General features: G+C 67.4%; 9 protein-coding genes. 4 read left to right on the top strand and 5 right to left on the bottom strand.

Features of this window, described 5'->3' with window-relative positions:
• Nucleotides 1-21: 21 nt before the first annotated feature.
• Both ACZK33_RS02625 and ACZK33_RS02620 read right to left on the bottom strand, forming a co-directional pair.
• Complete coding sequence (locus ACZK33_RS02625) at nucleotides 22-2616, bottom strand: M14 family zinc carboxypeptidase (RefSeq protein ID WP_478454077.1); 2595 nt, start codon at nucleotides 2614-2616, stop codon at nucleotides 22-24.
• 74 nt (nucleotides 2617-2690) lie between these two features.
• Nucleotides 2691-5330, bottom strand: a complete 2640-nt coding sequence (locus ACZK33_RS02620) for a TonB-dependent receptor plug domain-containing protein (RefSeq protein ID WP_423174459.1) — start codon at nucleotides 5328-5330, stop codon at nucleotides 2691-2693.
• Between the two features lie 192 nt (nucleotides 5331-5522).
• Between ACZK33_RS02620 and queD the strand changes: the two genes are divergently transcribed.
• Both queD and ACZK33_RS02610 read left to right on the top strand, forming a co-directional pair.
• Nucleotides 5523-5885 (top strand): 6-carboxytetrahydropterin synthase QueD, encoded by a 363-nt coding sequence (gene queD / locus ACZK33_RS02615; protein WP_014645831.1) that lies wholly within the window; start codon nucleotides 5523-5525, stop codon nucleotides 5883-5885.
• A 117-nt stretch (nucleotides 5886-6002) separates the two neighbouring features.
• The gene (locus ACZK33_RS02610; RefSeq protein ID WP_100437947.1) at nucleotides 6003-6350 is read left to right on the top strand and encodes a phasin family protein; all 348 of its coding nucleotides are present in this window, start codon (nucleotides 6003-6005) and stop codon (nucleotides 6348-6350) included.
• Between the two features lie 447 nt (nucleotides 6351-6797).
• Here ACZK33_RS02610 and asnB read toward each other — a convergent pair whose 3' ends face one another.
• Nucleotides 6798-8699, bottom strand: a complete 1902-nt coding sequence (asnB, locus tag ACZK33_RS02605; RefSeq protein WP_121504809.1) for an asparagine synthase (glutamine-hydrolyzing) — start codon at nucleotides 8697-8699, stop codon at nucleotides 6798-6800.
• A 350-nt stretch (nucleotides 8700-9049) separates the two neighbouring features.
• On the opposite strand from asnB, the gene ACZK33_RS02600 reads away from it, so the two are divergent.
• Both ACZK33_RS02600 and ACZK33_RS02595 read left to right on the top strand, forming a co-directional pair.
• Entirely contained in the window at nucleotides 9050-9739 is a 690-nt protein-coding gene (locus ACZK33_RS02600) for a winged helix-turn-helix domain-containing protein (protein WP_010484092.1), read from the top strand.
• Complete coding sequence (locus ACZK33_RS02595; protein WP_049398359.1) at nucleotides 9736-11082, top strand: ATP-binding protein; 1347 nt, start codon at nucleotides 9736-9738, stop codon at nucleotides 11080-11082. The genes ACZK33_RS02600 and ACZK33_RS02595 overlap by 4 nt, the downstream gene beginning before the upstream one ends.
• Here the strand turns inward: ACZK33_RS02595 and ACZK33_RS02590 are convergent.
• Together ACZK33_RS02590 and ACZK33_RS02585 are read right to left on the bottom strand one after the other, a co-directional pair.
• A complete protein-coding gene (locus tag ACZK33_RS02590; protein WP_423174458.1) occupies nucleotides 11079-12548 on the bottom strand; it encodes a sensor histidine kinase in 1470 nt (489 codons plus the stop codon). The genes ACZK33_RS02595 and ACZK33_RS02590 overlap by 4 nt on opposite strands.
• A complete protein-coding gene (locus ACZK33_RS02585; protein ID WP_423174457.1) occupies nucleotides 12545-13264 on the bottom strand; it encodes a response regulator transcription factor in 720 nt (239 codons plus the stop codon). The genes ACZK33_RS02590 and ACZK33_RS02585 overlap by 4 nt, the downstream gene beginning before the upstream one ends.
• Nucleotides 13265-13273: the final 9 nt, after the last annotated feature.

The raw sequence follows: 13273 nt of genomic DNA, 5'->3' as shown, positions 1-13273 counted from the left end.
AACAACTCGGCGCCAAACGCCTCAACCCCGCGCTTTACTCGGATTCACCAGATTCCCGAAGAAGACCGCGTTGATCAGCAGTCGATCCGTCCCGTGCCAGTACTTGCGATGCGCCGGATCATCGGCAAACAGCACCACGTTGCCCTGCCCCTGCGCCGACACCAGCAGCCACGCGCTGCCCGCCACCCGCGTGCGGTTGCGCTCGGACAAGTAACCGTTCACACGCGGCGGCGCGTCGATGCGTACCACCGTCGAGAACGGGTTCGCACTCGGCTGCAGCGTCACCGTGTTTTCCTTGTTGATCGCCAGTTGCCGGCGTGGCACGCCAAACGCCAGCGGATGGCTGGTATCCACGTCGGCACTGAGGATGTTGCCGCTGACCCGCTCGATCGCGGCAATGTCACGCTGGTCGCCGAATGCACGGCGGCTCTCGTCAGCGGTTTCTTCTTCCTTGCCAAGCTTCTCGCCGTCGGCCAGCTTCTGTTCGATCGCCCATTTCGAGGCACTGCCGTAGGTCACCAACGAACCACCGGCCTGTACCCAGCGCTTCAGTGCAGCCACCGCCGTGGCATCGACGCCGGCATAGGTTCCGCCGGACAACACGATGGTGGTGTAACGGTCCAGCGGCACTTTGCCCAGCTGCTGCGGATCCAGTTTGCTGGCCGGCAACCGCAGCTGCTGGTCCAACAGGAACCACGCCGATCCGATTTCGGTGGCGGCCACGCCCTCGCCCATCACCAGTGCCACCGAGGGCTTGCGCAGCGCTTTGACGCCGTCACTGCCGAGGTCGATGCCTTCGCGGCTGCGGCCACTGGACAGCGCGTGCACCTGCACACCTGCCTCGCGTGCGGCGGATGTCACTGCCTCAAGCAACGCCGTGCCCTGCAGTGGTTGCCCGGCTACCGGAATCACCAGGCTGCCGGCGGCGAAGCTGGCCTCGCCCTGCGCCGTCGCGGTGGTGAACGGCTGGAATGCCGCGCGTGCATTCACGCCCTTGCCCTGCAGCGCGGCCAGCGCGCGCCCGGCATTGTAGTCGCGCCAGTCGATCGCGTAGGCGAATCCTGCCTGGCCGCCCAGCACGGTGCCCTGCTCCGCCGGCAGCGCCGCCACGCGTGCGCCGCCGTCGATGCGGCTGCGGCTACCGGCGAAGGCCACGCCGTAGGCCGGTGCAATCGCGTAGCTGGTGCTGCCGTAGAACACATCGCCCTTGATCGGCGGCGTCTCGGCAAAGATCGAATGCACCAGGCGGAACTGCGCCTGCTGCACCGGCACCACGTAGGCGCTGCTGGCATCGAAGCGCTGGCCGTCGACACTGACGTCACGTTCCAGCGCGCGCACCTCGATGCGATGCAGCAGCAACAGTTCCAGCAAACGACGGGTCAATGCGGGGTCATGCGCATCGCCGAATACGAAGCTCTTCACCGGCTGCTGTGCGGCCTGCTTCAACGCGCTCTGGAAGAACTGCTTCTGCAGGTCGAACAGGCCGCTGCGCTCGGCTACCGCGCCGCGCACCGTGCCCAGCCCGGTAGCCACCTGGTTGCGGATGGTGAACGGGAACGTCAGCAGACCATTCATCGACTCCTGCACGCGGCCGCGCGAGCTGGCCTGCTCGACGGTAACGCCGACAGCACCATGGAAGTCCGGGTAGGTGGAGCCGTAGACCGGCGAGAAGTTGTCGAAATTCTCGCCGGTGTAGTACAGCGACCCCAATGCATCCAATGCCTGCGCGTGGTACTTGGCCAGGGTCTTGTTGAACTCGTACGACGCCGCCGGAATCAGCGGGCTGTGCATGCTCTTCGGCGAGGGCTCGAAGTAATAGGTGCTGTCCTTGCCCATCTCGTGGAAGTCGATCTGCACGTTCGGGTACCACTGGTGGAACACCTCCACCTTCGGCCGCGAATCCTGCTGGGTCAGGGCAAGCCAGTCGCGGTTGAGATCGGTGAAATAGTGGTTGGTGCGGCCCTGCGGGAACGGCTCGACGTGTTCCTTGTCGGCCGGGTCGGCCGAAGCCGGATCGGAGGCCCACGCGTTGTGCCAGTTGGCAGCACGATCACGGCCGTCCGGGTTCTGCGCCGGGTCGAACAGCACCACCGCCTGCTGCAGCCATTGCTGGGTTTCGGCACTGCGGTTGGCCACCAGGTAGTACGCCGTCAGCATCGCCGCTTCGGCACTGGAGGTCTCGTTGCCATGCACGCTGTAGCCCAGCCACACCACCACCGGGCTGTCACCGGCGGCGCTGCGCGGCTGCGCCGGATCGGCCAGGGTCGCGTGCTGCTGGCGGATCTGTTCCAGCCGCGCGTGGTTGCCTGCAGCGGTGACGGTGGCGATCAGCAGCGGGCGACCTTCATAGCTGCGGCCGATCTCGCGCACGCTGATCTTGTCCGAGCGTTTCGCAAGTTCCTGGAAGTACGCCACCAGCTGGTCGTGCCGGGTGTAACGGCTGCCGATCGGGTAGCCGAGGAACTGCTCCGGCGTGGGCACCGCTGCATCGAACGCCGCTGCGTCGGTCACCTGCGGGAAGAAGTACGCGCTCTGTGCCTGCGCCGGCTGCGGCGAGGACAGTGCGGTGGCGGCGGCAAGCAGCAACGGAAGAACGGCACGACGATGCAAGGACACGATGACTCCCCTGGAACACAACGGCAGACAGTCGCGCGGCCGGTCCCTTCAGGTGACCGGCCGCGGCGGATGGATCAGAAGCGGTAATCGAAGCCCAGCGTGAAGTAGCGGCCACGCAGGTCGTACTGGCTGAAGTCGTACGGCGCGCGGATGCCCGGGAACGAGGCGTCGTACGGCGGCGTCTTGTCGGCCAGGTTCTGCACCTTGGCGTACACGGTCAGCTTGTCGATGCCGGTGTAGGCCAGGTACAGGTCGTACTGGCTGTAGCTGCCGACACGCTGCTGCACGGCCTTGGCGGCGGTACTGGCTTCCTGGCGGTAGCTGCTGGTGTAGTACCAGGTCACGGCTGCGTTGAAGTCGCCGTACTTCCAGTCCAGCGCGGTGGTGGCCTTGTCCTTGGGCAGGGTTGCGCCCAGGTTGCTGCCGGCGTAGTCCACCAGCGGGCCGCCGACCACGGTCGGGCGACGGTAGTCGCGCACATGGGTGTAGGCCGAGGACACGGTGAAGTCGCCCAGCGCAGCGGTCGGGATGCGCTGGCGCAGCTCGACGTCGATGCCCGAGGTCTTCAGCTCGCTCAGGTTCTGGTAGCGGTTGTAGACCGCCTGCAGCTTGCCGCGCTCATCGCGCTGCACCGCACCGGCCACGTTGTCGTTGACCAGTGTCTGGGTGTTGTTGGTGCCGACCAGGTTGTCCAGCTGGATGCGGTAGTAGTCCACGCTCAGGTTGGTGTTGGCCCACGGCGACAGCACCACGCCGAAGTTCACGCTCTTGGTGCGCTCGGGCTTCAGTTCGTTGTTGCCGACGGTGAAGAAGGTCGGGTTCTGGCGCGAGCCCGGCACGTCCGGGTCACGCGGATCGACCACGCTGCCGTAGGCGATGCTGGTGCTGTTGGAGTTTTCCGACAGCGACGGCGCACGGAAGCCCTTCGAGGCGGAGGCACGCACCAGCAGGAAGTCGAGCGGCTGCCAGCGCAGGCCGATCTTCGGCGAGAACGCATCGCCGAAATCATCGTAGTGATCGGCGCGCGCGGCAGCGGACAGCTCCAGCGTCGATGCCAGCGGCACGTTCACTTCGGCGTAGGCCGCACTGACCTGGCGCTGGCCGTGCACTTCGGCGATGGCCGGGCGCACCTGCAGGCCGGCGTCGATCTGCCACGGGTTGTTGGAATCGAGCTTCTCGCGGCGCCACTCGGCACCGGCAGCGAAGCCGATCTCGCCGGCCCAGGTGTGGCCCAGGCTGCCGGAGATCTTGGCATCGATGCCCTGCAGCTTGGATTCGGCCGGACGCAGCGTGGCGATGTTGATCGAGTCGCGCACCGACTGCGGCGTGGCCGCCGGGTTCAGCAGGTTGTAGCTGCCCGTTGCCAGCGCATCGGCCAGCGCCCAGCGGTTGGCGAAGCCACCGGAGACGCTCTCGCGCTCGCTGCTGCGCGCGCCGAACGCTGCGACCTCCCAGTCCCACTTCGCGGTGGTGCCACGCAGGCCGAACACGCCGCGGTAAGCGGTGGAGCGGTTGGTCTTGAGGGTGCCGCCAAGGTCGAAGAAGGTGTATTCGATCGGGATCGCACGTCCGTACGGGTTGTACGGGTTGCTGGCCGGCAGCAGCGACGACACCGGTTCGGCCAGGCCACTGTCCGCGTTCAGTGCGAAGCGGCCGCTCTCCAGAGTGAAGAACGGGCTGCTGCCAAACCACGCGGTGCTCTTGATCTGGCTGTACAGCACTTCGCCGAAGGCTTCGACGTTGTCGTTCAGGCGGAAGGTGCCGTTGGCATAGGCCTGGTAGCGCTTGGTCGAAGGGATCAGCGTGGTGAACGGCGCCTGGTTGAAGCCGCAGGTATCACCGGCCAGGCCGTCGATCGGCGCGCTGGCAACACGGGTGGTACCGGTCGGGCAGTTGCCGTTGGCATCGAGCATCGGCACCGACACGCCGTTGACCAGGTAGCGCGCGCCCTTGGCCGACCAGCCGTTCCAGCGGCCGCCGGGCTTGTCGGTGTAGATGCCGCTCTTTGTCAGGTTGCGTTCGTCCTGGTCCAGGCGTTCGCGGTTGTAGCCCTGCAGGCTGAAGAGGATGTTGTAGCCATCGGTGTCCAGATCACCCAGGCCGCCGACGAACTTCAGGTTCTGCTCGTGCAGGCCGCCCTGGTCGGCGCCGCCGAAGCTGCCGCCGATCTCGGCGCCTTCGAAGTTCTGCCGGGTGATGATGTTGACCACACCGGCCACGGCGTCGGAGCCGTAGACCGCCGAGGCGCCATCCTTGAGCACTTCGATGCGTTCGACCGCGACCAGCGGAAGCGCGTTGAGATCGACAAAGGTGTCGGACAGGCCACCGGCCGGGAAGCCGTAGTTGGCCAGGCGACGGCCATTGAGCAGCACCAGCGTGTTCTTCTGCGACAGGCCACGCAGGCCGATGCCGGCCGAGCCGGAGGCCCAGCCGTTGTTGGTGGTTTCGTTGCTGGCGTTGCCGGTGTTCGCCGAGATCGAGCGCAGCACATCGGCCACGGTGGCCTTGCCGGTCTGTTCCAGCTGCTGGCGGCCGATCACCTGCACCGGGTTGGAGGCCTCGGTATCGGTGCGCTTGATGTTGGAACCGGTGACGCGCACGGCGGCCAGGGTGCTGGCTTCGCCACTGGCGTCGGCGGAGGTTTCGGCGGCGGCGGACAAAGGCGCGGCCAGAGCGACGGCCAGGGCCGCCACGAGCAGGGTGTGCTTGGGCATGACGATGTGGGGGAGGTGGAAAGGGCGACGTAGTTCCGCAGTAGTCCATGCCTGGCCGGGGTCCGGCCAATAACATCTCTTCATACGGATATAAGAGAAATTATCATCTCTTCATCCGGATGAAAAGACTTACTTCACAAAAGCCCAACATCCGCTCAGGCTGGCCGGCCACCTGCGGCGTACAATCGCGCCATGGAAATCTTCAAAGTCTTCATGCTCGAGGCGGCGCACCGCCTCCCCAACGTGCCGCCGGGGCACAAGTGCGCGCGCCTGCACGGCCACTCGTTCCGGGTGGAACTGAAGGTCGAGGGCGAGCCGGGTGCGCAGACCGGCTGGATCATGGATTTCGGCGACGTGAAGGCGGCCTTCCAGCCGATCTACGACCGCCTGGACCATCACTACCTCAATGACATCCCCGGCCTGGAGAACCCGACCAGCGAGAACCTGGCGGTGTGGATCTGGAACGAGCTGAAGCCGGGCCTGCCGGCGCTGAGCGAGATCACCGTGCACGAAACCTGCACGTCGGGGTGCCGTTACCGCGGCCCGACGGCCTGATCAACCCATTGATCTGAAAGGTGTTTCAAAGGCGCCGTGGGCGCCTTTGTTATTTTTGTTGCATTGCCGCATCAACGGCGTATGCTGCACTGCATCAAGCCACTCCCTGATGCCCCCATGGCCACCGCCTTCAGCGATCGCTTCAGTGATGCCACCCGCCAGCTCGCCGCCGCGGCAACGCGTGCGAACCGGTTGGCGTTGGAGAACGCGGAAAGCATGTTCGGGGTGCAGCTGAAGGCGATGGAGCGCAACCTGACCGCGACCGGCGGCTGGCTCGGCGAGCTGGCCCGCAGTGACGACGCGGCCGGGGTGCTCAACAAGGGCGCACAGCTGTGGCAGGACAACCTGCAGCGGCTCGGCCAGGCCCAGCAGGACGTGGTCGGGCTCGGCCTGCAGGCCGGCAAGGCCTGGTCCGAACTGGTGCAGGGCTACAACGAATCAACGGCGGACGCGAACAACCACTGACGCGACGCAACGCTCATTGCGTGGGTCCCTCCCCCCACGCAATCCGGACCCGGCAGATCCCTCCCTCTGCCGGGTCTTTTTTTGCCTGGCGTCTGGATTGAAGAGCGCTTCCTCGTCTGGATTCCTTGCGAGCTGATGGGCCCCGCCGAGGTGGGCAGGGGCCTGGGCAAATGTCCCCCGGCGCCGGCCGTTGGCCGTCACGTCCTCCTTTACTTTGCTCAGACCCCTGCCCACCCCGACGAGGCTCGGCTTACGGCAGGTAAAGCGCAGCGCTCGTGGCGCCTTTCAACTAGGCGCCGATGAACTCCGAACGCGGGGCGGATGCCCTTGCGTACGAAGTAAAGGAGGAGGTGACGGCCAACGGCCGGCGCCGGGGGACATTCGTACGCAAGGGCCTCCGCCCCGCGCCACGCTGACTCAATCCGCTGCACGCAATGCAGGAACGGCTCAGCGCCCGCGACCACCGTGCCAGTGCTGATGCCACGCCTGGAACATCAGCACGTTCCACAGGTGCGTGTGCCACTTGCGCTCGCCACGCAGGAACGCCTCCCAGATACCGCGCACGCGTGCCACATCGAAGCAGCCCTGGTTGCGCAGCAGCTGCGGGTCCAGCAGCGCCTCCGCCCAATCGCGCAGCGGGCCCGCCAGCCAACGCGCCATCGGCGGACCAAAACCGCGCTTGGGGCGGTACACCAGCGGTTCCGGCAGGTAGCGCGCCAGCAGGTGCTTGAGGATCCGCTTGTGCTCACCATCGTGGTACTTCAGGTGCTGCGGCAGGCGCCAGGCCAGGCGCACCACTTCCATGTCCAGCAGCGGCGCACGCGTCTCCACGCCGGCTGCCATGCCGGCACGATCGACCTTGGCGAGGATGCCCTCGGCCAGGTCCATGCGGAAATCCAGCAGCTGGATGCGCGCCTCGGCCGGCAGCGCGGTGTCCTGCTGCTGGAAGATCGTCATCGGCTCACGTGCGCCCAGCACCACCTGCGCCGGCTGCCGCCAGCGGGTGACACGTTGCAGGTAATGCCCTTCCACATCGTTGGCGGCAACCTCGGCCACCAGCGCACGCCAACCGCCCAGGCGGCCACGTTCGACGTTCATGCGGTTGCCACTGCGTCGCGCCAGATCACGCACCCAGTCCGGCAAGCCACCACAGAGGCGTGCATTGCGCAGCGCCCGGCCATAGCTGGGATGACCGAAGAACAGTTCATCTCCACCGTCGCCGGTCAGCGCCACCGGCTTGCGCGCGCCCAGCAGTTCGCTGGCCAACAGGGTCGGCAGCTGCGAGGCGTCGGCGAACGGTTCGCACCAGACCTGCGGCAGGCGCTGCAGCAGGTCCAGGCCCTGGCGCGCATCCATCCGGTGCAGATGGTGCTGCACGCCCAGGTGGCGAGCGACCTGCGAGGCCCAATCGCTTTCGTCGTGGCCGGGATCGTCGAAGCCGACCGTCCAGGCCTCGATCGGCAGCGTCGACTGCGCCTGCATCATCGCGGTCACCAGCGACGAGTCGGTGCCGCCGGACAGGAACGCACCGCAGGCCAGCGGCGAATGCATGCGTGCCGCGATCGCCTTCTGCAACACCACTTCCAGCTGGTCGGTGGCCTGTTCCAGGCTCGGCGCCGGCTGCAGGGGTTCCTGCAGCGCACTCTGCATCGCATCGCGTGCGCACCAGTAGCGCGCGCCCCCTTCCGCCGCCTGGCTGGAACCGCCGGCAGCGTGGTCATCCAGATCGACGCGCAGCACTGCGCCGGCCACCAGCTTGTGGATGCCCCGGTAGATGGTGTGCGGCGCCGGCACATAGTCGTGGCGCAGCAGCAGGCTCAGCGCATCCTGGTCGATGCTCGGCGCGAAGCCGGCGAAGGCCTGCAGCGCCTTCATTTCCGAGGCGAACAGGAACTGGCCCTGGAACCAGCCGTAATACAGCGGCCGCTCGCCAACCGGATCACGCGCCAGCCACAACGCTCGCGACTCACGGTCCCAGACGCTGAAACCGAAGGCGCCCTCGATGCGCGACAGCGCCCGCTCTACGCCCCATTCAACGATCGCCTGCAGCAGCAGCCGGGCGTCGCTGCAGCTGCGTGGCAGCTCGCGCAGCTGCGCCTGCAGGTCGGCGCGGTTGTACAGGCGGCCGTCCAGGCACAACACGTAACGGCCGCAGTCCGAGCTCAGCGGCTGCAGCGGGGTATCGGTCGGCGCCCGGCAATGGCCCAGCGCGAGGCCGGCCTCAGCGTCGGTCCAGTAACCGATGCGGCCCCGGCCACGTTGCTGCAGGGCGCGCAGCATCGGTGCCAGCTGCTGCAGCAGATGTTCGTCCTCGGCGGGCGGCAACCAGGCCCCGACCACGCCGCTCATCGGGCACCTCCGCAGCGGCAGCGGCGGGACGGGTTCAGCAGGCAGGGGGCGGCGAGCGACATGGGAACGGCACGCGGAGCGGAGGAGACTCCATGCTCGGCGCCCCACCTGCCCCGCGTCAGTCGCTTTGCTGTCAGCGATGGTCACCAGACGTATCACGAAGGTAACGTTTTGTAACGGCCACAAGCTATGCTGGACGCCAAGTTGTTGCCAGGCCTGAGGCCCGGCCCGAGCGCCAGCAACCCCGGCTGAATGGCGCCCGCCCCCGGGACCCGGGCGGCCCGCAGGCTGGGATAGCATCGCCGCGCTCGTGCCGTGGCGGTACGTTTGCGCCCACGGAGGCCTTGAAAATGCTGGATATCGTACTGGTTGAAGACGATGCCCGCCTGGGTACGATGGTCAGCGACTATCTGCAGCGGCATGGCTATCAGGTGGCCCATGAGCGCAGTGGCGAGCGCGCGGTGGCCCGGATCCTGGCCGAGAAGCCGGCCCTGGTCCTGCTTGATGTCGGCCTGCCCGACCAGGATGGTTTCGAAGTGTGTCGGCAGATCCGGCCCCACTATGACGGCATCATCTGTGTGCTGACCGCCCGCACCGACAACATCGACCAGGTGCTGGGACTGGAGCTGGGGGCCGACGATTACATCGGTAAACCCATCGAACCGCGGGTGCTGCTCGCCCGCCTGCGTGCCCACCTGCGCCGCCATCGCCGGGTCGAACCTCGCGACGGCAGCCTGCGCTTCGGCGAGCTGAACATCGACCCGTCCACCCGCAACGTGCACCTGCAGGGCGGCCTGCTGGAGCTGACCACGGCCGAGTTCGACCTGCTGTTCCTGCTGGCCAGCAACGCCGGCCAGATCCTGGACCGCGATGCGCTGCTGCGCGGCCTGCGTGGCATCGCCTTTGACGGCCTGGACCGTTCGATCGATGCGCGCATCTCGCGCCTGCGCCGCAAGCTGGGCGACAACCCTGAACAACCGGAGCGGATCAAGACCGTCCGTGGACGCGGCTACCTGTTCAGCCGCTCGGCATGGGGATGAAGCGCACGCACTCGGCGATGCGCGGCCACGCCTTCCACTTCCTGCGCTACGGCATCGGCTTCCTGGTCGCCCACCTGCTGCTGATCGTGCTGGGCCTGTGGGCCTGGGATGCGCTGCTGGAAGACCGCACCGAAGCCAGCCTGCTGGCCGAGATGCGTGGCACCCATGCGCTGCTGCAGCAACGCTTCGCGGAAACACCACGTGACCAGTGGCCGGCGCTGGCACGAGGGCTCGACGCCGACTTCGCCTATGCCCTGCGAATGGTGCCGCTGGCCGAGGCGGAGAAGGCGCTGTCGGCCAGCCAGCGACCGCCGTTCAACAACGGCCGTGTGCAGATCGACCTGGAACACATGCGCAGCCTGCAGCGGATCGGCGACAGCGACTATGCCGTGATGCTGGGGCCACTGGATGAAGCGTTGCCTGAGGAAGGCTGGCAGGACAGCGAAGTGTCCGGCGTGGCGATCCTGCTGCTGATCCTGATGGTGGCCGTGGCGCTGCCGATGTATGTAATGGTCTACCGCCTGTGGCGCGATGTGTCGCAGCTGGCACAGGCGGCGCGGCAGATGCGCGACGGCCAGCTGGATACGCGTGCGCCGCGTGCCGGCACCGCGCTGGTGCGGCCGCTGGCCAATGCCTTCAACCACATGGCCGAGCAGCTGCAGCAGCTGCTGGAGAGCCAGCGCGTGCTGGCGCAGGCGGTCGCGCATGAAGTGCGCACGCCGTTGGCGCGGATGCGCTTCGGCCTGGCCGACCTGGAGGACACCGCGCTGGACGAGATACAACGCGATGCGCTGGGCGGGCTGCGCACCGACGTCGATCGCCTGCAGCACCTCACCGATGCCGGCGTCGAATACGCCGCACTCGGTCGTTGCCATCAGCTGACCCGCCAGCGCCTGCAGCTGGCGGCACTGGTCCGTGGCGTGGTGGCCCAGTTCGCACCGCTGCCGCTGCCGGTACAGCAGGCGCTGTCGCCAGCAGGCCTGGTCAATGTCAACCGGCATATGCTGGAACTGGCGCTGCGCAACCTGCTCGGCAATGCCCTGCGTTACGCACGGCGGCAGATCCGTATCGCCAGCACGGTCAACGACGGCTGGCTGTGCCTGCAGGTGGAGGACGACGGCCCCGGCATCGCACCCGAACTGCGCGGCCAGGTACTGCAACCCTATGTGCGGCTGGACCCGGGCAGCCCCGGTTTCGGCCTCGGCCTGGCGCTGGTGCAGGTGGTGGCCGACAAGCATGGCGGCCACGTTGAAGTGACCGATTCGGAGCTGGGCGGTGCCTGCATCCGCCTGCACCTGCCGCAGGAAAGCGGCGGTGCCGTGGAGAGCGAGACGACCTGCTAGACCGCCGGTTCCGCGCGCGGCAGGGCAAACACGAACAGCGCGCCCTGCTCACTGTCGCGCAGTTCGATGCGGCGGCCATGCAGCTGCACGATACGCTGCACGATCAGCAGGCCAAGCCCACCGTTCTCGCCACGCCGTGCGCCCAGCGCGGCCGGCGCCTGGAACAACTGCGCACGCAACGCGGGAGCTACTCCGGGGCCATCGTCGGCCACGCTCACCTCAACGCTGTCCTGCGTCGCGCGCAGGCGCACCTCGATCTGGCCACCTTCCGGTGCGTGCCGCAATGCATTGTCGAGCAGGTTGGTCAGCACGCGCTCGACCAGGCCCAGGTCAGCACGTACCAGCGGCAGGCCGGGCGGGAACTCGGCGTGCAGGCGCTGGTTGCGCGCCTGCGCGGCCAGCTCGAACTTCTGCAGTACGTCCTGCAGCAGTTCCGGCAGCGCGAACACTTCCCACTCCAGGCGCACTTCGCCATGCTCCAGCCGCGCCAGCTCGAACAGCGCGCGCGCCAGCCGACCAACCTTGGCGCTCTGCGCCAGCGCGATACCGAGGTAACGGCGGCGCTCGTCCGGGGACAGCGTGGCGTCCTTCAGCGCCAGCGTTTCCAGGTAGCCGTGCAGCGACGACAACGGCGTGCGCAGATCATGCGAGATGTTGGCCACCAGTTCGCGCCGCTGCAGGTCCTGCTGGCGCAACTGCTGCCATTGCTCCCCCAGGCGCTGCGCCATCTGCGCATGCGCGTGTTCCAGGATCACCAGTTCATCGCGCTCACCGGGCCGCAGTGGCTCCGGCGGCGGCAGTGGGGTCGGCGCGTCGATGTCGAACGCCTGGATGCGTCGGGTCAGGCGCCGCAGCGGCCGCGTCACCCAGTAGAACGCCACCAGCCCGGCCAGCAGGCCGAGGCCCCCCACCAGCACGACTGACCACAGCGTGGTGTTCCATTGGCTGCCCGCGGCAAGATCGTCGGCGAGCATCTGCCGGTGCTCGCCGACCAGCACCACGTATACATAGCCGGCCGGCCGGCCCTGCACGATCAACGGTGCAGCACTGAACACCTTGCGGCCCTCGGCGCTGCGCGGGTCATCGCCGAGGATCGGCAGTGGCGCACCCGACAGCAGGCGGCGTAGCGGTGCCACGTCCACCTTGTTGCGCACCAGATGGCCACTGGGCGCATCGTGACCGAGGATGCGGCCCTGGTCGTCCAGCAGGTAGACCTCGACGCTGGGATTGACCGCCATCAACTGACCGAACAGCGCGCGCACCGCCGCATCGCGCATGCCGCTGGTGTCCATCAGTTCGCTGCGCTGGGCGATGTGTTCGGCCAGGCCCAGCGACAGCCGCTGCACCACTTCCTGCTCATGGCGGGTGTTGGCGCGCATCTGCAGTGCCAGCAACGCCATGCAGCACATCAGCATCAGCGCGGCGATCACCGCCGCCAGCTTCTGCCATAGATTGGGCTTGATCATGCCGCCGCCCCGCCCGGGTCGACCAGCTTGTAGCCGCGGCCCCACACCGTCAGCAGCCGCCGCGGGTTGGCCGGGTCCGGCTCGATCTTGCTGCGCAGGCGGTTGATATGGGTGTTGACCGTGTGCTCGTAACCATCGTGCTGGTAGCCCCAGACCTGGTTGAGCAGTTCCATGCGCGCGAACACCTGGTCCGGATGACGGGCGAAGAACAGCAGCAGATCAAATTCGCGCGGCGTCAGCTCCAGCGCATTGCCATCCACCGACGCGGTGCGCGCGACCGGATCGAGCTGCAGCCCGCCCAGCTCGATCGCGCCGGCATCGATGCGCGCGCTCTGCGCCATCGCCTCGGCGCGGCGCAGCAGCGCGCGTACCCGTGCCACCAGTTCCGGCATCGAGAAGGGTTTTGCCAGGTAGTCGTCCGCGCCCAGCTCCAGGCCGACAATGCGCTGGGTCTCGCTGCCGCGCGCGCTTATGATGATGATCGGCACATAGCGCGCCATCGCGCGTGCACGCTGGCAGACCTGCAGGCCGTCGACACCGGGCAGCATCACGTCCAGCACCAGCGCATCCCATGGGCCGTCCTGCTCGAGCAGGCGCAGGCCGGCGTCGCCACTGGCGGCATGGGCGACGTCGTAGCCCTCATCGCCCAGATGCATGCGCAGCAGGTCGGCGATATGGGTATCGTCTTCAACGATCAGCACGCGTTTGGTGGACATCGGCAGCTC

It is taken from the genome of Stenotrophomonas sp. 86156_Sma, assembly GCF_056481625.1.
The sequence above is the reverse complement of the archived record's forward strand: the minus strand, read 5'-3'. Positions and strand labels throughout refer to the sequence as shown.